The sequence below is a fragment of the Ruminiclostridium cellobioparum subsp. termitidis CT1112 genome (assembly GCF_000350485.1).
GTDB lineage: Bacteria > Bacillota > Clostridia > Acetivibrionales > DSM-1351 > Ruminiclostridium > Ruminiclostridium termitidis.
This window is the reverse complement of record NZ_AORV01000044.1, coordinates 1-18,387: the sequence shown is the minus strand read 5'-3', so window position 1 is coordinate 18,387 and position 18,387 is coordinate 1. Positions and strand designations below refer to the sequence as shown.

Annotated in this window: 19 protein-coding genes; all 19 read left to right on the top strand. The window is 40.8% G+C overall.

Features of this window, described 5'->3' with window-relative positions:
- Window positions 1–8: 8 nt before the first annotated feature.
- The 19 genes from hisC (at window position 9) to CTER_RS16170 (ending at window position 17,525) form a co-directional block, all read left to right on the top strand.
- Window positions 9–1,085 carry a histidinol-phosphate transaminase gene (gene hisC, locus CTER_RS16260; protein WP_004627282.1) on the top strand — a complete coding sequence of 359 codons (1,077 nt, stop codon included), beginning with the start codon at window positions 9–11 and terminating at the stop codon, window positions 1,083–1,085.
- A gap of 87 nt (window positions 1,086–1,172) precedes the next feature.
- Entirely contained in the window at window positions 1,173–1,757 is a 585-nt protein-coding gene (hisB, locus tag CTER_RS16255; protein WP_004627259.1) for an imidazoleglycerol-phosphate dehydratase HisB, read from the top strand.
- 140 nt (window positions 1,758–1,897) lie between these two features.
- Window positions 1,898–2,779, top strand: coding sequence for a phosphoribosylaminoimidazolesuccinocarboxamide synthase (locus tag CTER_RS16250; protein WP_004627305.1), 882 nt, complete (start codon window positions 1,898–1,900; stop codon window positions 2,777–2,779).
- 158 nt (window positions 2,780–2,937) lie between these two features.
- A complete protein-coding gene (gene hisH, locus CTER_RS16245) occupies window positions 2,938–3,546 on the top strand; it encodes an imidazole glycerol phosphate synthase subunit HisH (protein ID WP_004627277.1) in 609 nt (202 codons plus the stop codon).
- Between the two features lie 13 nt (window positions 3,547–3,559).
- Window positions 3,560–4,267, top strand: coding sequence for a 1-(5-phosphoribosyl)-5-[(5-phosphoribosylamino)methylideneamino]imidazole-4-carboxamide isomerase (hisA, locus tag CTER_RS16240; RefSeq protein ID WP_004627319.1), 708 nt, complete (start codon window positions 3,560–3,562; stop codon window positions 4,265–4,267).
- Window positions 4,268–4,428: 161 nt separating this feature from the next.
- Window positions 4,429–5,190 carry an imidazole glycerol phosphate synthase subunit HisF gene (gene hisF / locus CTER_RS16235; protein ID WP_004627254.1) on the top strand — a complete coding sequence of 254 codons (762 nt, stop codon included), beginning with the start codon at window positions 4,429–4,431 and terminating at the stop codon, window positions 5,188–5,190.
- A gap of 104 nt (window positions 5,191–5,294) precedes the next feature.
- Window positions 5,295–5,939, top strand: coding sequence for a bifunctional phosphoribosyl-AMP cyclohydrolase/phosphoribosyl-ATP diphosphatase HisIE (gene hisIE / locus CTER_RS16230; protein WP_040761403.1), 645 nt, complete (start codon window positions 5,295–5,297; stop codon window positions 5,937–5,939).
- Window positions 5,940–7,352 (top strand): tetratricopeptide repeat protein, encoded by a 1,413-nt coding sequence (locus tag CTER_RS16225; protein WP_004627210.1) that lies wholly within the window; start codon window positions 5,940–5,942, stop codon window positions 7,350–7,352. It begins immediately after the preceding gene.
- A gap of 222 nt (window positions 7,353–7,574) precedes the next feature.
- Window positions 7,575–7,859, top strand: a complete 285-nt coding sequence (gene groES, locus CTER_RS16220) for a co-chaperone GroES (protein WP_004627274.1) — start codon at window positions 7,575–7,577, stop codon at window positions 7,857–7,859.
- 38 nt (window positions 7,860–7,897) lie between these two features.
- Window positions 7,898–9,529 (top strand): chaperonin GroEL, encoded by a 1,632-nt coding sequence (groL, locus tag CTER_RS16215; protein ID WP_004627329.1) that lies wholly within the window; start codon window positions 7,898–7,900, stop codon window positions 9,527–9,529.
- A 272-nt stretch (window positions 9,530–9,801) separates the two neighbouring features.
- Window positions 9,802–10,305: a DUF6106 family protein gene (locus CTER_RS16210; protein WP_004627285.1), complete on the top strand. Its 504-nt coding sequence runs from the start codon at window positions 9,802–9,804 to the stop codon at window positions 10,303–10,305.
- Between the two features lie 153 nt (window positions 10,306–10,458).
- Window positions 10,459–11,964, top strand: coding sequence for an IMP dehydrogenase (locus CTER_RS16205; RefSeq protein WP_004627218.1), 1,506 nt, complete (start codon window positions 10,459–10,461; stop codon window positions 11,962–11,964).
- Between the two features lie 382 nt (window positions 11,965–12,346).
- Window positions 12,347–12,823 carry a transcription elongation factor GreA gene (gene greA / locus CTER_RS16200; RefSeq protein WP_004627255.1) on the top strand — a complete coding sequence of 159 codons (477 nt, stop codon included), beginning with the start codon at window positions 12,347–12,349 and terminating at the stop codon, window positions 12,821–12,823.
- A 126-nt stretch (window positions 12,824–12,949) separates the two neighbouring features.
- Window positions 12,950–14,452 (top strand): lysine--tRNA ligase, encoded by a 1,503-nt coding sequence (lysS, locus tag CTER_RS16195; protein WP_004627294.1) that lies wholly within the window; start codon window positions 12,950–12,952, stop codon window positions 14,450–14,452.
- A gap of 37 nt (window positions 14,453–14,489) precedes the next feature.
- Window positions 14,490–15,401 (top strand): hypothetical protein, encoded by a 912-nt coding sequence (locus CTER_RS16190; protein ID WP_004627295.1) that lies wholly within the window; start codon window positions 14,490–14,492, stop codon window positions 15,399–15,401.
- Between the two features lie 92 nt (window positions 15,402–15,493).
- Window positions 15,494–15,811: an STAS domain-containing protein gene (locus CTER_RS16185; protein WP_004627351.1), complete on the top strand. Its 318-nt coding sequence runs from the start codon at window positions 15,494–15,496 to the stop codon at window positions 15,809–15,811.
- A gap of 79 nt (window positions 15,812–15,890) precedes the next feature.
- Window positions 15,891–16,280, top strand: coding sequence for an ATP-binding protein (locus CTER_RS16180; RefSeq protein ID WP_004627257.1), 390 nt, complete (start codon window positions 15,891–15,893; stop codon window positions 16,278–16,280).
- 3 nt (window positions 16,281–16,283) lie between these two features.
- Window positions 16,284–17,030 (top strand): SigB/SigF/SigG family RNA polymerase sigma factor, encoded by a 747-nt coding sequence (locus CTER_RS16175; protein WP_004627203.1) that lies wholly within the window; start codon window positions 16,284–16,286, stop codon window positions 17,028–17,030.
- A gap of 72 nt (window positions 17,031–17,102) precedes the next feature.
- Window positions 17,103–17,525 carry an ATP-binding protein gene (locus CTER_RS16170; protein WP_004627207.1) on the top strand — a complete coding sequence of 141 codons (423 nt, stop codon included), beginning with the start codon at window positions 17,103–17,105 and terminating at the stop codon, window positions 17,523–17,525.
- The last annotated feature ends 862 nt before the right edge of the window (window positions 17,526–18,387 follow it).

The window sequence follows — 18,387 nt, the reverse complement described above, 5'->3', positions numbered from 1 at the left end:
AGGTCAATATGATTGAAGAATTAATAAGACCTGAAATACGGTCGTTCATACCGTATGATGCAAACCAGCAGCCATACAAAATAAAGCTTGATGCCAATGAAAGCCCATTTAATATGCCATTGAAAGCCCGGCAGAAATTGTCGGAGTTCATTCTGAACAATCCCGGACTTAACCTGTATCCCGACACCGATTCGGTAAAATTGAGAAAAGCCCTTTCGGAGCACTGGAAGGTTGATTACAGGAACATAATTGTGGGCACCGGCTCGGATCAATTGATTCAGATCCTTGCAAATGTGTTTGTAGGCCCCGGTGACAGGGTGCTGTACCCTGCGCCGTCCTTCGGCATGTATGCCGATTCCTGCATAATAGCGGGAGGAACGCCTGTAAAATATATCCTCCAGCCCGAAAACAGGTTTGAATATTCCAAACAGACTATATTGGAGGCTTATGACAAAGAGAAGCCCAAGCTGGTGTATATCTGCAATCCCAATAACCCCACCGGAAATTTGATGCCAAGGGGAGATGTTCTTGAGGTGGCCGGATATTGTAAGGATGCCGTTGTCATAGTTGACGAAGCATATGCTGAATTTTGCGATGACACCGTAATTCCAGATACTGCTGAGTACGAGAATCTCATCGTTTTAAAAACCTTTTCAAAAGCCTACGGTTTGGCCGGTATCAGGTGCGGATATTCAATAGCCGGACCCGGCCTGACAAATGCCGTAAATCTCGCCAGAGCGCCATATAACATCAGCAGTCTGTCCCAATATGCCGCCCTGCTGGTTTTGGAGGAGAAGACCGAGATAGCTCAAAATATATCCTATCTTGTAAACGAAAGAGAATGGCTTTCAAAAGAACTGACTAAAATACAGGGTATTGATGTATACAATTCATATGCAAATTTCATCCTGGTCAGAGTTGATAACTGCAGGGAAGTATATAAGAAATTATGTGAAAAAGGTATTTTCGTGAGAATATTCGGAGCTTCACCGCTGCTGGAAAACTGCCTGAGAATCAGTGTAGGCATACGTCAACAAAATACCGTACTGCTTGATGAACTAAATACTATCTGTTATAATAAATAGCGAACATTAAATTCAAATTATCAAAAAAAGTTCGGAATTTTAACTACCATTTCGAACCGCAGATAATGATGAACGGGGGGATACCTTTTGAGAGAAGGTTCGGTTATCAGAAATACAAAAGAGACCCAGATAAATCTTAAAATCAATATTGACGGTAAGGGTGACTGCACTGTCAACACCGGAATAGGGTTTTTCGATCATATGCTTGTGCTGCTTGCAAAGCACGGTCTCATTGATGCTTCTTTCGAAGTAAACGGTGACCTGCATGTGGATGCCCATCATACTGTGGAGGATACCGGTATTGCTTTGGGTCTTGCAATAAGACAGGCGCTTGGAGACAAGAAATCCATAAAGAGATACGGTACGGTATTTGTGCCCATGGATGAAGCTCTGGTACAGGTTTCTCTTGATTTAAGCGACAGGCCTTTCCTGGTATTTGATGCATGCATGACTCAACAGATGGTAGGGCAGATGGATACTCAGCTGGTGGAGGAATTTTTTAGGGCGGTGGCTTTTAATGCCGGAATAACCCTTCATATAAAACTGCTGCATGGCAGCAACTGCCACCACATAATAGAAGCCATGTTCAAAGCTTTCGGAAGAGCGTTGGATGAAGCCACAAAAATTGATACCAGAATAGTTGGGGTTATGTCCACAAAAGGTACTCTGTAAACCTGATTTCCAGGGATGATTAATAATTAACTCAAATATTTGTACGGGAATTTTTAGTCACTCCTGTATATAAATTTTACCAGGGAATGATAAATACAAAGCAATAGGGCGGAAGCCGCTATGGGGATTTGGAGGATACCATGCTTATCAACAACACTGATTTTATTAAATTGCCTTTATTCATCAAAGGCAAAGTGAGAAACGTTTATGATCTTGGAAATGAACTGCTTATTGTTGTAACTGACAGGATATCGGCATTTGATGTTGTCTTTTCCGAATTGATACCAAATAAGGGAAAGGTTCTTAACAGCATATCAGCTTTTTGGTTTGACTATACAAAAGATATCATAGGAAACCATGTAATAACCACAGATGTAAGTAAATATCCGGCTGGACTTTCTCAATTCAGGGAAGAGCTGGAAGGCAGATCAATGCTGGTAAAGAAAATAGAAATGGTGCCTGCCGAATGTATTGTAAGAGGTTATCTTGAAGGTTCGGGCCTCAAGGAATACCAGCAGACCGGTTCAATATGCGGCATCAAGCTTCCTGCCGGTCTCAGACAGGGCGACAGGCTGCCGGAACCCATCTTCACGCCGTCCACCAAGGAATCGGAAGGCCATGATATAAATGTGTCCTACGAGGTGCTCTGTGAAAAAATCGGGTCCGATTTGGCTGATAAATTGAAAACCGCCAGCATCAACCTATACAAGAAGGCCAGCAAACACGCTGAAAGTGTGGGCTTGATACTGGCCGATACAAAATTTGAATTTGGTATGTCCGACGGAGAGCTTGTAGTGGGTGACGAAATGTTTACGCCTGACTCCTCAAGATTCTGGGCTATGGACGGATACCAGCCGGGAAGGGCGCAAAAGAGCTTTGACAAACAGTATCTCAGAGAATACCTTGAGAGCCTGACCTGGGACAAACAGCCTCCCGCACCGGCCCTCCCCGAAGAAGTAATCAGGAAGACCGAGGCAAAATACATCGAAGCCTATGAAAAAATAACGGGTCAGAAGTTCTAATAGCAGTTTAATGCGTTGAAGCCGCTTGCAAGGCACAAAGCCCTATTGCACGTCTTTGCCTTGTCGCAGGCCAAGGACGACAACAAAGAAAAGTGACAAAATAGCCGGCGTGAGGCGTGTTGTACATTGTCAACAGAGGGTATGATTGGAGAATAATTATGATTGCTATAATTGACTACGGCGTAGGAAACCTTGCAAGCGTAAACAAAGCTTTCAGCTTTATAGGAGTGGAGTCGGCCATAACTTTCGATCCGGCAGAAATACTTGCTGCCGGCAAGGTTGTTCTGCCGGGCGTAGGCGCCTTTGCAGATGCCATGAACAGTCTTGAAAAGACAAATATGATTTCTGTCATAGAAAAGGTAGTGGAAAAAGGAACTCCGCTGCTGGGCATCTGCCTTGGAATGCAGCTGCTTTTCGACTACAGCACCGAGGGAGGGGACAGGGTTCCCGGCCTTGGCCTGCTCAAAGGCAGCGTAACGCAGTTTCCTTCGGATATGGGACTGAAGGTTCCACACATGGGTTGGAACAGCCTGAGTATAAAGCAGGGAGAAGGTATATTCAAGGGAATCAGGGAAAACAGTTATGTGTATTTCGTGCACTCTTATTATCTGACAGCAGCCGACAGCAGCCATGTTGCAGCAACCTGCAATTACGGAATTACATACGATGCGGCCGTAGCAAAGGGCAGCATAATGGGAACGCAGTTCCACCCCGAAAAAAGCGGAGATGTGGGACTTGATATACTCAGGAATTTTGCGGCACTGTAGGAGGTTGCTCATTATGATAATATATCCTGCGATTGATATAATAAACGGAAAATGTGTAAGGCTGCAGCAGGGCAGCTACAGCGAGGTAACGGTTTTCGGAGACAGTCCGGCGGAGATGGCTCTCAAATGGGAAAGCCAGGGAGCACAGTATCTGCATGTTGTGGATCTGGATGCGGCGCGGTCGGGTAATACCGAGAACCATGGAATAATAAAGCAGATAGCAAAAACTCTGAAAATCCCGGTGCAGGTAGGCGGCGGCATCAGGAGCCTGGAAACCGTTGAAGATCTTATTTCTGGCGGTTTGAGCAGAGTTATCCTGGGGACTTCGGCAGTTAATGATCAGGAGATGCTTAAGACAGCTTTGAAGGAGTATAAGGAAAAAATAGTTGTAGGAATAGATGCAAAGGATGGAATGGTGGCCATACACGGCTGGGAGCAGACCAGTGATCTGTCTGCAATAGCTTTTGCAAAAAAGGTGGAGGAGCTGGGTGCCAAAACTGTAATATATACCGATATCTCAAGGGATGGCATGCTCAAGGGACCAAATCTTACGGCTATGGGCGAAATGGCAAAAGCTGTCGGAATAGCTGTGATTGCCTCGGGCGGTGTCAGCTGTCTTAAGGATATTTCAGATTTAAAGACCACAGGCGTAAGCGGTGTAATTGTAGGGAAGGCATTGTATACAGGGAATTTGGAACTGAAAGCTGCCATAAATGCATAAAACCGCAAACGGCTTTTCCGTCACTATTTGAGTATGTGCCATGGGCGCATATGGCCAATTGACCTCCTTTATTCGCCACATTGCGATAAAGGATATTACTTATATAACATTTTGTGGCCACGAATGTGGCTCAAAGCCATAAAATGGCTTGGGAGGTTAATATGCTGACAAAGAGAATTATTCCGTGTTTGGATGTACACGCAGGAAGAGTGGTAAAGGGCGTTCAGTTTGTTAATATCATAGACGCGGGAGATCCTGTGGAGGCCGCGGCCTTTTATGATAAAGCCGGCGCCGACGAGCTGACCTTTCTGGATATCACAGCCTCCTCCGACGCCAGGAACATAATGGTGGAAGTAGTCAGCCGGGTGGCCGAGCAGGTCTTTATTCCCTTCACCGTAGGCGGAGGCATAAGGACGGTAGAGGATTTCAGGCAAATACTCAAGGCCGGAGCCGACAAGGTGGGAGTCAATTCGGGGGCACTCAGGAGGCCGGAGCTTATATCCGAGGCAGCCTGGAAATTCGGTAGCCAGTGTGTTGTGCTGGCCATAGATGCCAAGGGCCGGCCGGATGGTTCGGGCTGGGATACCTATCTGAACGGCGGCAGGGTAAATACCGGAAAGGATGCGGTCCAGTGGGCCATCGAAGCAGAAAAACTGGGTGCGGGGGAAATTCTTCTGACCAGTATGGACCGGGATGGTACAAAGGACGGCTATGATATTGAACTTACCAGAACAATTTCGGAGAATGTAAAAATACCTGTAATCGCTTCGGGCGGTGCAGGCAAGCTGGAACACTTCAAAGAGGCACTGGTTGACGGGAAGGCTGATGCAGTACTTGCGGCATCACTTTTTCATTTCAGAGAAATGGAAATCCGCGATTTAAAAAGATATTTGGGTAGTAATGGAATAGAAACTAGACTATAATAGATAGATGTGTAAATAATCAACGAAACATTCCGGTGCAGTGGCCGGTGAAAAAATTGAACATAAAACAAGCTGTAAGAATAAAAATGTATGGAGGCGTTATGGTGGGAAATTTAAAGGACTCGGTTAAATTTGACGATAAAGGGCTTATTCCGGTTGTTACACAGGATTATAAGACAAAGGAAGTACTCATGGTTGCATATATGAACGAGGAGGCCTTTGATAAGACCCTGGAGACCGGCAAGGTCACATACTACAGCCGCAGCCGCGGCAAGCAGTGGATAAAGGGGGAGACTTCAGGTCATTTCCAGCTTGTTAAGTCCATAAAACTTGACTGTGACGGAGATACACTTCTCATTGAAGCCGAACAGATTGATGCGGCCTGCCATACCGGCAATAAGACCTGCTTCTTCAGAACACTCACAGACGGTGAATGGACCGAAACAGCACCGGAGGCCGAGGAAGAGATATCAGCAAAGATCCTTCAGGAGGTATATGACGTTATTGTTGACAGGACAGTTCATCCTAAAGAAGGATCATACACAAATTACCTGTTTACAAAGGGCCTTGATAAGATATTAAAGAAAGTCGGAGAAGAAGCTGCAGAGGTAATCATAGCTGCAAAGAATAAATCCAGGGAAGAAATTAGGTATGAAATTTCCGATCTGATGTATCATCTTATGGTTTTAATGGTTGAAAGAGGCGTTACTCTCGAAGATATATATGGTGAATTAAAAGGACGTAGATAAGTGAAAAATAATATCCTGAGTATAAGTGAATATAGAAATAATCCTGAATTTTATTTTTCAAAGGGATTAAGACTGGCTAATAAAAAAAATCTAAGCGAGGCATACCGGAACTTGATGAAGGCTTTGGAGCTGGAACCTGACAACAGTGAGTATAAGTTCAATATGGCTTGCTTTTTGTCTGAACTCCAACGCCCCAGGGAAGCTAACAGGCTGTTCAATGACATATTGACAAACTTTGATCCTACAATGTTCGACTGTTTTTTTGGTTTGGGCTGCAATAGCTTCGAAGTGGGAAACAATGAAAAAGCTGCCGAGTATTTTGACAAATACCTTTATTTTGATGCCGAAGGCGAGTTCAGCTATGAGATTTCGGAGATGGCCTTTTATTTAAAGCTGTACAGCGAAGTCTCACATAACAACAAATTTCTTAAGACATCTGTAACAAATCTTAAAAAGGCTCAGACATATCTTAAAGAAAACAATACTGAAAAAGCTGTTGGTTGTCTGTACAAAGCAATCCGGGCAAATCCGTTTAATGTGGAGGCCAGAAACCAGCTGACACTGGCTTTAATGGAAAAGCAGCAGTTTATCCGGGCAGAGTATATCAATTCTACTGTAAATATTATTGACAGTGAAAATATTTGGGGGAACTGTCTGAATATTTACCTGTTATCCAGGTCAAAAAGGAATGCTGCATTTAGGCGTGCCCTCGAAATTCTTCCTTACCGTCCCATAGAAAACAGGGATGAACTGCTTTGTGCTGCAACTGTGCTCATGGTATTCGATAAAACCGAAGAACTGGTCAAGCTTGTGGAAACATATGCTGTTGAATACAGTGACCGGCTGGTTTATTCAGTCCTGATGCTGGCGTACATAATTACCGGCAAACGTTCCAAAGCATTGGAATTATCCGAAATGATAAACGTTTATACGGCGAATTGCGGTTCACTGGCAGATTGGGTCAGCTACATCACTGATGAGAATAACCGGGGACAAATTGCAGACAATGTTGTAAAAGAGTATGCAAACCTGTTCTGCGTAAATCAGGAACCCATAAAGTCCAGGTACGATGCCGGCAGGTATTATGACCTGTTAAGGGATAGTGGACCTGATAAGATAAAACTCCCAAAAAAATATGCACCAATAATTGAAGGCGCCCTGAGAAACAGGGAAATAATGTATAGCAGTTTGTACAAAAAGGAGATAATCAGTATATTGATTAAGGCTGTCCAGGATTTAAAGCAGCCGGTCGAACCCTTCAACGGGAGCTATGATATGTATTCTGCAGCGCTGGAATACTCGTACTGCAGGTTATTTCATATAGATATGGAAAAAGGGGAAATTATACTTAAGTATAAAATTACTTCCGGGTTATTAAATGATGCACTCAAGGTTTTGAATATATCTTTCTGAGTTTTTTATTCACCAATAATAAATAATACGGAAAAATAGAGCAATTGGAAGAAAAATATAGATATCAATAGCAAGAATGGGTTATATGGCAGAATATAGCTAATTTCATTCAAAAAAGATATTTGATTATATTTTAACCAATATATAATATAATAAATGTAATTAGCACTCGTTAGTAGTGAGTGCTAACAAATGTTACAAAAATCTCGAGGAGGTAAAACAATGAAGATAAAACCATTAGGTGATAGAGTAGTTATTAAAATGCTTGAAAGCGAAGAAACTACCAAGAGCGGAATAGTATTGCCAGGCAGCGCGAAGGAGAAGCCACAGGTTGCTGAAGTTGTTGCTGTTGGTCCTGGAACAGTTGTTGACGGAAAAGAAGTCAAAATGGAAGTTAAGGTTGGAGACAGGGTTCTCACCAGCAAATATTCCGGCACAGAGGTAAAATTTGACGGCCAGGAATATACTATACTGAAGCAGGGCGACATCCTTGCAGTTGTTGAATAATATTAAGTTGAATAATATTAATTAGGAGGCAATAGAACATGGCAAAGGAAATAAAGTTTGGTGAAGAAGCTAGACGTGCACTTGAAAAAGGTGTTAACCAATTAGCTGATACCGTAAAGGTAACTCTTGGACCTAAGGGTCGTAATGTTGTTTTGGATAAGAAATTCGGAGCACCGTTGATAACTAATGATGGTGTTACAATAGCCAAGGAAATAGAACTCGAAGACAAGTTTGAAAATATGGGTGCGCAGCTGGTTAAGGAAGTTGCTACAAAGACCAATGATGTTGCAGGTGACGGTACTACTACTGCTACTCTTTTGGCACAGGCAATAATCAGAGAAGGCATGAAGAATGTAGCTGCCGGTGCAAACCCAATGATATTAAAGAAGGGTTTACAGAAAGCAGTGGACATAGCTGTTACCGGAATTAAGGAAAACAGCCAGAAAATCAAGGGGAAGGAAGACATCGCAAGAGTTGCTACAATTTCAGCTAATGATGATGTGGTAGGAACACTTATTGCAGATGCTATGGAAAAGGTAACTAACGACGGTGTTATAACTGTTGAAGAATCCAAATCCATGGGTACTAACCTTGAAGTGGTTGAAGGTATGCAGTTTGACAGAGGATACCTCTCAGCTTATATGGTAACCGACACCGAGAAAATGGAAGCAGTTCTCGATGATCCATATATACTTATCACCGATAAGAAATTGACAAATATTCAGGATATCCTCCCTATTCTCGAACAGATAGTTCAACAGGGCAAGAAACTGTTAATAATTGCTGAAGATATTGAAGGAGAAGCTCTTACAACTCTTATCGTCAACAAATTGAGAGGAACCTTCACCTGTGTGGCTGTCAAGGCTCCGGGCTTTGGCGACAGAAGAAAGGAAATGCTCCGTGATATAGCAGTACTGACAGGAGGAGAAGTTATAACTGAGGAATTGGGTCTTGACCTTAAGGAAACTCAGATTACCCAGCTTGGCAGAGCAAGACAGATAATAGTTCAGAAAGAAAACACTATTGTTGTAGACGGTGCAGGAAACCAGCAGGAAATCAAAAACAGAATCGCTTCAATCAAATCACAGATTGAAGACACAACTTCAGACTTTGACAGAGAAAAGCTGCAGGAAAGACTTGCAAAGCTGTCTGGCGGTGTTGCTGTAATCCAGGTTGGTGCTGCAACTGAAACCGAAATGAAAGAAAAGAAATTGAGAATAGAAGATGCTCTCGCTGCCACAAGAGCTGCTGTTGAAGAAGGTATCGTAGCAGGCGGCGGAACAGTATTGATAAATGTAATACCTGATGTTGCAAAATTACTTGATACAACTTCAGGCGATGAAAAGACCGGTGTTCAGATCATATTGAGAGCATTGGAAGAGCCTGTAAGACAGATCGCAGCTAATGCGGGGTTAGAGGGCTCAGTCATAGTTGACAAGATAAAGGCAAGCAACAAGGGTATTGGTTTTGATGCTCTTAATGAAAAGTATATCGATATGATAGAAAGCGGTATCGTCGATCCTGCAAAAGTTACAAGATATGCACTTCAAAATGCGGCATCAATAGCATCCATGGTTTTGACAACTGAAAGTCTGGTTACCGACAAACCTGAACCGGAAGCTCCGGCTATGCCAGGTGGAATGCCAGGCGGAATGGGCGGCATGTATTAACAGTCCTGGATTCAAATAAGAATAAAGAGGGTGGCAGAGCGAAAAAAGCCATCCTCTTTTATTTTAATCATTTAAAAATATCATTAATTTTTTTAATTGCATGATGATGAAATTGTAAATAATTTTAAAATTAATTAGAAATCCTAAAAATAATACTTGATATTATTTCAGTAATTTATTATTATGTATAAAAAGCTTAGAGATATATATAATATTTTAAGCCAAGCGCAAGTTTATTGGAGTGTAGAATAAACTTCTCAGGAGGGGTTTGCGTGGATATATTTTTGGAGAAAATTGTAAGGCGTAAGAAAACTGCAGTTGACGGTGTGGTAATTGCCAGTATCATTTTATCTGCACTGATTATCATAATGTTTGTAAGCTCATTGTCGTTTCTGGCTGCCTTTTCACCATTAGTAATAGTGGGAATAGGTTATCTCGGATATGTTTTTATCAGGAACAGGAACGTTGAATACGAGTACATTGTGACCAACGGTGATCTTGACATAGATATGATAATAGCCCAAAGGAAAAGAAAGAGAGTTTTTTCGGGAAACTGCAAGGATTTTGATGTGGTTGCCAAAATGACCAGCGGGCAATTCAACAATAATACAGACAGCATTAAAAAGCGCATAAATGCTGTTACAGCCATGGATTCACCCGATGTATACTTTCTTACTACGGTAAAGGACGGAAGCAAGGTACTGGTATTTTTTGAACCTCATCCCAAAATGATAGAGTCTTTCAAAAAATATATTCCAAGAAAAGTATTTGAATAATACTAAAGTATGATAATAAGGCAGATGGCAGCATTACAGCCATTTGCCTTTTAAATAATGATAAATAGTGCTGGAGATGTTTAAACGGTATCCGGTATTTATATAATTTTATAACACATATTTATTATTTCCGATCAAGGAGGATTTTGGAAAATGGCGTATTTTTATAGTGAACCATCCAGAACATTCAGTGAATATCTTCTGGTTCCCAATTTAAGCACCAAAGAATGCATGCCAGGAAATGTGGATTTGAAAACACCCGTCGTTAAGTTTAAGGCCGGTGAAAAACCGTCTTTACAGCTAAATATACCTGTAGCCTCAGCCATAATGCAGTCGGTCTCTGATAACAATATGGCAATCGCATTGGCAAGATGTGGCGGTATATCATTTGTATACGGATCACAAACTATCGGAAACCAGGCAGAGATGGTGAGGAAGGTAAAGAAGTACAAAGCGGGCTTTGTTATCAGCGACAGTAATTTGAGCCCTGACAATACGCTGAGAGATGTGGTGGAAATAAAAGAAAGAACAGGCCATTCCACCATAGCAATTACCGAGGATGGAACACCTACCGGCAAGCTGGTGGGAATAGTTACAAGCAGGGACTACAGACTTAGCAGAGCTTCAATGGATCAAAAAATTCATGAGTTCATGACTCCATTTTCACAATTGATTTACGGACAGGAAGGCATCACCCTTAAAGAAGCAAATGACATGATCTGGGAGCACAAGCTGAATTGCCTGCCTATAATTGACAGCGAACAAAAGCTGGTGTACCTGGTATTCAGAAAAGACTATGACAGCCACAAGGAAAACCCGAACGAATTGCTGGACCAAAATAAGCGTCTTGTTGTGGGGGCAGGCATAAATACCCGCGATTACAAGGAAAGAGTTCCTGCACTGGTTGATGCCGGTGTGGATGTGGTCTGCATAGACTCCTCGGATGGATACAGTGAGTGGCAGTCCGACACCATCAGATGGATTAAAGAGACCTACAATGGTGAAGTCAAGGTGGGAGCAGGAAATGTAGTTGACAGGGAAGGCTTCAGATACCTGGTAAATGCCGGAGCCGATTTTATCAAGGTAGGTATCGGGGGAGGCTCAATTTGTATCACAAGAGAGCAAAAAGGCATAGGCAGAGGACAGGCTTCATCAGTTATTGAGGTTTCAGCTGCCAGGGATGAATACTTTAAGGAAACGGGCATATATGTTCCGATATGTTCCGACGGCGGGATTGTGCATGATTACCATATTGTGCTTGCACTTGCCATGGGGGCGGACTTTGTAATGCTCGGAAGGTATTTTGCCAGATTCGATGAAAGTCCTACAAGAAAAATAAAAGTCGGCGGAAATTTTGTTAAGGAATACTGGGGTGAAGGCTCAAACCGTGCAAGAAACTGGCAGAGATACGATATGGGCGGAGACTCAAAGCTGGGCTTTGAAGAAGGCGTTGATTCCTATGTACCTTACGCAGGAAAGCTCAAGGATAACCTTGACACTACCATACACAAAGTGAAATCAACCATGTGCAACTGCGGGGCACTTTCGGTTTCAGATCTTCAGCAGAAGGCAAGGCTCACACTTGTATCGGCCACAAGCATCAAGGAAGGCGGAGCCCATGACGTTATTCTGAAGGATAAGGAATTGTCCTCATCGTGATTTATATAAACTCTTAAAGTTAGGTCTAAAAGAAAGTAAGGTGCATATTCTAATATATATCTTGAAGTACAATAGTATATATAGCGAAGCATAAATTGCACTGCTGTTTTTTGATGACTTCAAAGAAAAGAGCAATAATGCTGGATTATACAGGATGCAAAGGTTATAATTGCCTGTAAAATATTGGTGAAAAGGCTTCTTGACATTATTTTATATGTAATTTATAATTAGTTAGCAATATGGCTGACCTACGGCTTAAAATTTTTTCTATATTTGTGAAATATTATGGATATTACAGCATGATTATGGAGATAAGATAACAGGATACTTTTAATTATGCTAGGTTAGCAGAAAAAATTAACGGTAAAGGAGAGGGCTTCAAATGTCAGCAAAAGAAGTCGTTTTAACCTACGAAGGCTTAAAAAAATTAGAAGAAGAATTGGAATTCCTCAGAGGAACAAAAAGAAAGGAAGTTGCCGAGAGAATTAAACAGGCACTTTCATTTGGAGATATATCGGAAAATTCGGAATATGATGAAGCAAAGAATGAACAGGCACAGGTGGAGGGAAGAATCGTCCAGTTGGAATCAATGCTTAAGCACGCCCGACTGATAGATGAGGATGACGTAAAAACAGATGTGGTCAGTTTGGGATCAAGAGTCAGGCTTTTCGACGTGGAATTTGAGGAGGAAGTGGAATATCTGATAGTCGGTTCCACAGAAGCAAATCCGCTGAAGTCGAAGATTTCAAATGAATCACCGGTGGGAGCAGCTTTAATGGGACACAAGGTAGGAGAAATCGTTGAAGTCCAGGTTCCTGATGGAGCAATCAAATTCAAGATTTTAGAGATTTCCAAGTAGTTTATATAATTTTAATTATGTGTTGCCACTAAAAGCTAAACTAATATATAATTATACTGACAGTTTACATTAAAAATGTAAACTGTTTTTTGTAATAGATTACAATAGAGATTGCTGGAGGATATAATGTCGGAAGAAAATATGCAGGTTAATGAACAGAATGAAGAACAGGATTTAAGTGAAATACTCAAAGTACGCCGTGCAAAATTAAAGGATTTACAGGATAAAAACAACGATCCTTTTAAAATAGTCAAGTATGATGTGACAGATTCAACTCAAAATATATTGGATAATTTTGAAACTCTGGAAGGCCGGAACACATCCATAGCCGGAAGACTCATGTCCAAAAGAGGAATGGGTAAGGCAGGTTTCTGTGATTTGCAGGACAGGGACGGCAGGATACAGCTCTACGTCAGAAAGGACGAAGTAGGCGACGAAAGCTACGAAATGTTTAAAAAGTATGATATAGGTGATATTGTCGGTGTAAAAGGTGAAATATTCAAAACCCATATGGGACAGATATCAATAAAGGTAAAGGAAATTACACTGTTGTCGAAATCCCTTCAGCCCCTGCCTGAAAAGTGGCACGGTCTTAAAGATACGGATTTGAGATACAGGCAAAGGTATGTTGACCTTATTGTAAATCCTGAAGTGAAGAATACTTTCATATTAAGGAGCAAAATAATAAAGTCAATCAGAAAGTTCCTTGACGATAGGGGCTTCCTTGAGGTAGATACGCCTTTATTGAATACAATTCCGGGCGGAGCTGCTGCAAGACCGTTTATAACTCATCACAATACACTGGACATAGATATGTATTTGAGAATTGCTCCGGAGTTATATCTTAAGAGGCTTATTGTCGGTGGTATGGAAAAAGTATATGAAATGGGAAGAATGTTCAGAAATGAAGGTATGTCCATTAAGCATAATCCCGAATTCACCATGATGGAAGTTTATGAGGCATACACTGATTACAAGGGAATGATGGAACTTACCGAAAATCTTATATCTACAGTTGCCATGGAAACTCTGGGAACTACAAAGATAATGTATCAGGGACAGGAAATAGATCTGACTCCTCCCTGGAACAGACTTTCAATGATAGAAGCAGTTAAAAAGTATTCGGGAGTTGACTTTGACAGCATTAAGACTGACGAAGAAGCAAAGGCAGCTGCAGAAGAAAAGAAAGTCCATGTAAAACCGGGAATGACCCGGGGTGAAATTTTAAACCTGATGTTTGAAGAGTTCGCTGAAAGCAATCTTGTCCAGCCAACCTTCATATATGATTATCCCGTTGAGGTTTCTCCTCTCACAAAGAGAAAGCCTGGTCACCCTGAATTAACCGAACGTTTCGAGTTCTTTATAACAGGACGTGAGATGGGCAATGCATATACTGAACTTAACGACCCTGTAGATCAGAAGGAGAGATTTGTAAATCAGGTCAAGAAAAGGGATTCGGGCGATGAAGAAGCCAATATGATGGACGAAGATTATGTTACGGCACTGGAATACGGTATGCCCCCTACAGGAGGCTTAGGTATAGGAGTGGACAGACTTATCATACTCTTAACCGATTCAGCGTCCATAAGAGATATATTACTGTTCCCTACAATGAAGCCGAGAGAATAGCTTAAATTAATGTAGGGATGTGCTAGGGGGGATTGGTTTGAAGTATACTTTACAGGAAGCCAGAAAAATACTAGGCGTCACTAAGGCCTCATCTAAAGATGAAATTGAAAAAAAATATGATGTGGTACTGAAAAAGTATAAAATTATGAAGATGGATGGCACTCTGGACGACAATGCAGAGGCTGAATTCCGGAAGTCCACTGATGCTTACAGAGTGATAATGGGATATGAAGTGGAGGAGCCAAAGGTTGAGAAAAAGGAAACCTATACGGATAAGGCCTTTGAAAAGGTAGGTATCGACAGGAAGAAAGCCGACAACTTTTTCCACTATCATAAATACCATATCCTCATCGGAATAGTTGCTGTAATATTGATAGTTTATTCCGTATATTCCATTGTAACCCGGGTAGAACCTGATATAACAATCGGTTTACTGGGGGAAGTAAACTATGAGTCGCAGGACAAATTTAAAGAAAAGATAGTTGAAAACATCCCTGAAATAAAAGAGGTAGCGGTGGATTCTGCCGTATTGTCAGGTAATCATAACGATCAGCAGTCATACGCCTATTTGCAAAAGGCGGTAGTACTCATTTCGGCATCGGATATAGATTTATTTCTGGTTAATAAATATGCTTTTGACAATTATGCAAAAAATGGAGCATTTATGGCTCTTGATGATGTGGCAAAGGAGCTTGATATTGATGCGTCAAAAAGTGAGTCACTGAAGCTGCGGGTGGTTGATGAATGGGAAGATCCCGCAGGTCCCACAGACCAGCCAAAACCCAAAACCTATGCAGATGCCGAGCCGCGACTTTACGGAATTGATGTATCCGGCAGCGAGTTTTTTAAAGATATTGATGTAATTGGTCCTGAAAAAATACTGGTTGTGCGCGTTCAACCCAAGAACTATGATTTGGTATTAAAACTGATAAAACTTTTTACAAAGTGACATAAAGGTTATATGATAGATTTAAAGAACTGTCGGATGTTCAAATGATAATAGTAAGATCATGAAATTATTATTGATGGGGGGGTATTAGTATGGAATGCAGTGAATTTAAAATAACTAAAGAATTGGTTGGTGACAAGACCTGTATTTTTCTTTCGGGTGAGATTGACATATATACATGTCAGACATTTAAGAGTGAGCTGAATGAAGTAGTCAACACATTCAAGGGTGACTTATATATAGACTGCAAAGAACTGTCATATATTGACAGTACAGGTCTTGGAATACTGGTAGGTGCTTTGAAAGAGATCAGGAAAGATAATAACAACATCTATATTTGCAATTTAAAGGACAACATAAAAAAACTATTTATAATTACCGGATTGGATAAATTATTTAAAATAGATTAATTTTAAGTTTACATTGCTCAATCATGGGTACACATAAAATGTGTACCTATTTTTTGATAATAAAAGAAGGAGACTATATATGAGTAATAATATAGCTTGCGACAATGTTGCACTTGTTTTGCCCTTAAAAAGAGAATATGTAAGTACTGCGAGACTCACGGCATCAAGTGTGGCTAACAGAATAGGTTTTAATATTGACGAGATAGAAGATATCAAAGTAGCAGTATCTGAAGTTTGCAACATCATTTTAGCCAGAGAAGCGGATGAAATAGGCCAATACAGGATATCCTTCAATATCAGGGGAAATGTCCTCGAGATAATGTTTACCGGTGAAAGCATCCAATTTAACTGTTTTAAGGAAGCTCTTGACAATGAATATGGTCTGTACATCATGAAAGCGCTTATGGATACTGTAGAGCTTTGTAATGATAATAATTCCATAGTTATGACCAAAAAGATCGGAGTATAGCTTATGGAAAAAGTTAATAGCAGTATTGAGGTCATGGAGGAGGCTGAACTGTTCTTACGTTATATTGATACAAAAGATGTGAGCTACAGGAATGCAATAGTATCCAAATATATAAATCTGGCTGATTTTCTAGCAAGGAAGTTTATTAACAGGGGCGTCGACTACGATGATATATATCAGGTGGCATGTATGGCACTGATTAAGGCGGTAGACAGATTCAGCCCGGATAAGGGAGTTAAATTTGTAAGTTTTGCAACACCTACCATATTGGGCGAAATCAAAAGGTTCTTCAGAGATAAAAGTACATCTATCAAGATACCGAGAAGACTTTATGAAGCCAGGCAGGGTCTTAACAAAGCCCGTGATGAATTGACCCAGGAGTTGAAACGGGTGCCCAGAGCGGATGAAATAGCAGCCTTTATGGGAATAAGCGTAGAAACCGTACTTGAAATAATTGAAGCAGGGAGCTCAAATTCAATTAAGTCTCTTGACCAGAGTATTTATCAGGATAATGAAACTGATTTAAGTGATACTTTGGGATATGATGAAAAAACATATGAAAAAATTGAGAACAGGGATTTCCTTGAAAGGACACTGAAATTATTCGGTGAGGTAGAGCGTGACTTCATAAGTTTAAGATATATGCAAAATCTGACTCAGAAGCAGATTGCCGAAAAGTTTGGAGTATCACAAATGTACATCTCTCGTTTGGAAAAAAAGATACTGGATAGATTCCGTACTTTACTATAATATTAATGCACTTGTTTATATACATAAATACTGGGTATTAATATTATTATTCTAAACTAGGTGGGTGTAATTGTGAAAGCTGTAACTTATGCCATCAAACACGATATAAAAGGCCTGGCCTGTTTGATTAAAACAGTGCTAAAGGTTATTCAGACAGAGTATCTGGTAAGTGAGGATACTTTATTTGAAATCAGGGTCATACTGAATGAGCTTATCGTCAACGCTATCTGCCATGGAAACAATTGCGGAGACGATAAGGGAGCTTATGTGACCGTAAAGATAGTTAACGATTCATATCTGTATGTCTGCGTTAAGGATGAGGGCTGCGGGTTCAATCATAAGGTTGACTTGCAGAAGTTAGGCGACTATGTTGAAGAAAAGAACAATTCCTTCAATGAACACGGGAGAGGACTAATAATAGTTGAACAGCTCAGCGATAAGTTGAAGTTCAATAAGTGCGGAAACAAGGTATCGATAATAAAAAGCCTGAGGTGACGGCAGGAGCTTCCGGACAAATATTAAATCCAAAGATTGGTGGAGAACCACTGATCTTTTTATATTTATGTATGTTTATATATAGCTGCAGGAAGGCCGCGGAATAAAAAACGTATACGCTAGAAAACGGCAGAACTTTTTAGAACATATGAATATAAGTGATTTATTTTCTTATAATTACCTAAAATCACATTTTAATCGCTAGTTTACCCTTGACAATAAAAACAACATTATGTTAGTATATATAAGCCGTCGCAATTACTGATGACACCGACTTAAAGGTCTGACAAGCTGTAAAAGCAGCTGATAAGAATTTTTAAAATAAGTGTTGACACAAGTAAAACGACGTGATATCATAATTAAGCTGCTTGCGGCAAGCGAACAGCGAAAACCTTGAAAGCCAGCGGTAATAGTGCTTTTAAGGTATCAAGATGATAGATGCGAGGCAGAACAATGATTCACAATGTGAATCATCGGAAGATGAATTTCGAGCAGCGGAGCTTATACGATAAGTGAGCAGCGCAAAATATGAAATCTGACGCAGTAATGCGGCATCTAAGATTAATTTCAAAGTGGTAGATACGAGTAGTACAAGGAAGACGAGTCTCGAGTAGCGGAGTTTACAAAGGTAAATGAGCAACGCAGAGTACGAAGTCTGACATAGTAATACGAAGTATATAACACTTTGAGAAATGGACTTTGAAAAGTAAACAGTGACAAATACATGCAAATGTAATGTAAAGGAACTCGAAAAATTCCGAAATCGCATAGCGATTTCAAATTGAGTAACTTGCGAACTTTACAACCTGGTTTTTGGAAACAAGAACTAGAAAAAAGTCAGCAATTTTAATGAGCTAACAGG

Excerpts from the sequence above, each read along its gene's own strand:
- hisC (WP_004627282.1), top strand. The coding sequence starts at position 9 with ATGATTGAAGAATTAATAAGACCTGAAATACGGTCGTTCATACCGTAT.
- CTER_RS16250 (WP_004627305.1), top strand. The coding sequence starts at position 1,898 with ATGCTTATCAACAACACTGATTTTATTAAATTGCCTTTATTCATCAAA.
- hisH (WP_004627277.1), top strand. The coding sequence starts at position 2,938 with ATGATTGCTATAATTGACTACGGCGTAGGAAACCTTGCAAGCGTAAAC.
- hisA (WP_004627319.1), top strand. The coding sequence starts at position 3,560 with ATGATAATATATCCTGCGATTGATATAATAAACGGAAAATGTGTAAGG.
- hisF (WP_004627254.1), top strand. The coding sequence starts at position 4,429 with ATGCTGACAAAGAGAATTATTCCGTGTTTGGATGTACACGCAGGAAGA.
- groES (WP_004627274.1), top strand. The coding sequence starts at position 7,575 with ATGAAGATAAAACCATTAGGTGATAGAGTAGTTATTAAAATGCTTGAA.
- groL (WP_004627329.1), top strand. The coding sequence starts at position 7,898 with ATGGCAAAGGAAATAAAGTTTGGTGAAGAAGCTAGACGTGCACTTGAA.
- CTER_RS16205 (WP_004627218.1), top strand. The coding sequence starts at position 10,459 with ATGGCGTATTTTTATAGTGAACCATCCAGAACATTCAGTGAATATCTT.
- greA (WP_004627255.1), top strand. The coding sequence starts at position 12,347 with ATGTCAGCAAAAGAAGTCGTTTTAACCTACGAAGGCTTAAAAAAATTA.
- lysS (WP_004627294.1), top strand. The coding sequence starts at position 12,950 with ATGTCGGAAGAAAATATGCAGGTTAATGAACAGAATGAAGAACAGGAT.
- CTER_RS16185 (WP_004627351.1), top strand. The coding sequence starts at position 15,494 with ATGGAATGCAGTGAATTTAAAATAACTAAAGAATTGGTTGGTGACAAG.
- CTER_RS16180 (WP_004627257.1), top strand. The coding sequence starts at position 15,891 with ATGAGTAATAATATAGCTTGCGACAATGTTGCACTTGTTTTGCCCTTA.
- CTER_RS16175 (WP_004627203.1), top strand. The coding sequence starts at position 16,284 with ATGGAAAAAGTTAATAGCAGTATTGAGGTCATGGAGGAGGCTGAACTG.